Consider the following 1,928-nt stretch of genomic DNA (forward strand, 5'->3'; position numbering starts at 1 on the left):
GGGCAGCTTGGCCTGGATGAGGTCCATCACCGTGGAGTCGGTGAGCGTCGTCACGTCACCGAGCTGACGGTTCTCGGCGACGTCGCGCAGCAGGCGCCGCATGATCTTGCCGGAGCGGGTCTTGGGCAGCTCCGCGACCGGCAGGATCCGCTTGGGCTTGGCGATCGGGCCGAGGGTGCTGCCGACGTGGTTGCGCAGCTCGGCGACCAGGTCCTCGGTCTCGGCCGCGGTGCCGCGCAGGATGACGAACGCGACGATGGCCTGCCCGGTGGTCTCGTCGGTGGCGCCGACGACGGCCGCTTCGGCGACCGAGGGGTGGGAGACGAGGGCGGACTCGACCTCGGTGGTGGAGATGTTGTGCCCGGACACGAGCATCACGTCGTCCACGCGGCCCAGCAGCCAGATGTCGCCGTCGTCGTCCTTCTTGGCGCCGTCACCGGCGAAGTACCGGCCCTCGAAGCGGGACCAGTAGGTGTCGAGGAAGCGCTGGTCGTCGCCCCAGATGGTGCGCAGCATGGACGGCCACGGCTCGGTCAGCACCAGGTAGCCGCCGCCGCCGTCGGGTACCTCGTGCGCCTCGTCGTCGACGACGGTGGCGCAGATGCCGGGCAGTGGGGTCTGTGCGGAGCCGGGCTTGGCGGCGGTGACGCCGGGCAGCGGCGAGATCATGATCGCGCCGGTCTCGGTCTGCCACCAGGTGTCCACCACCGGGGTGCGGTCGTGGCCGATGTTCTTGCGGTACCAGATCCACGCCTCGGGGTTGATCGGTTCGCCCACCGAGCCCAGCACCCGCAGGCTGGACAGGTCGAACTTGGCGGGGATGTCGTCTCCCCACTTCATGAAGGTGCGGATCGCGGTCGGCGCCGTGTAGAGGATCGTCACCCCGTACTTCTGCACGATCTCCCAGAAGCGGCCCTGGTGCGGGGTGTCCGGCGTGCCCTCGTACATGACCTGGGTGGCGCCGTTGGCCAGCGGCCCGTAGACGATGTAGGAGTGTCCGGTGACCCAGCCGACGTCGGCCGTGCACCAGTACACGTCCGTTTCCGGCTTGAGGTCGAAGACGGCGTGGTGGGTGTAGGAGGTCTGGGTGAGGTAGCCGCCGGAGGTGTGCAGGATGCCCTTCGGCTTCCCCGTCGTACCCGACGTGTACAGGATGAACAGCGGGTGCTCGGCCTCGAACGCCTCCGGGGTGTGCTGGGCCGGCTGCCGCTCCACCAGCTCGTGCCACCACACGTCCCGGCCCTCGCTCCAGGCGACCTCCTGGCCGGTTCGGCGCACCACCAGCACGTGGTTGACGGTGCCCGCCTTGGCGATCGCCTCGTCGACGGCCGGCTTGAGCGCGGACGGCTTGCCGCGCCGGTAGCCGCCGTCGGCGGTGATGACCACCCGCGCGTCGGCGTCCTGGATGCGGGTCGCGAGCGCGTCGGCGGAGAAGCCGCCGAAGACGACGGAGTGCGCGGCGCCGATCCGGGCGCAGGCCAGCATCGCGACCGCGGTCTCCGGGATCATCGGCATGTAGATCGCGACCCGGTCGCCCTTCTGCACCCCGAGCTCCAGCAGCGCGTTGGCGGCCTGGCTCACCTCGTCCTTGAGCTCGGCGTAGGTGATGGCGCGGCTGTCGCCGGGCTCGCCCTCGAAGTGGATGGCGACCCGGTCGCCGTGGCCCGCCTCGACATGCCGGTCCACGCAGTTGTAGGCGACGTTGAGCGCGCCGTCCTTGAACCACTTGGCGAACGGCGGGTTCGACCAGTCCAGCGTCTCGCTCGGTTCCTTGGCCCAGGTCAGCCGGCGGGCCTGCTCGGCCCAGAAGCCGAGCCTGTCAGCCTTGGCCTGTTCGTACGCCTCCGCCGTGACGTTGGCGTTCGCGGCCAGCTCGGCGGGGGGCGCGAACCTGCGTTCTTCCTTGAGCAGGTTGGCCAGGCTCTCGT

General features: G+C 70.2%; 1 protein-coding gene. It reads right to left on the bottom strand.

Features of this window, described 5'->3' with window-relative positions:
- On the bottom strand, nt 1–1,928 hold a 1,928-nt coding region (gene acs / locus MKW14_RS40595; protein WP_240871796.1), incomplete at both ends, for an acetate--CoA ligase.

Source organism: Streptomyces gilvus (genome assembly GCF_022513565.1).
GTDB lineage: Bacteria > Actinomycetota > Actinomycetes > Streptomycetales > Streptomycetaceae > Streptomyces > Streptomyces gilvus.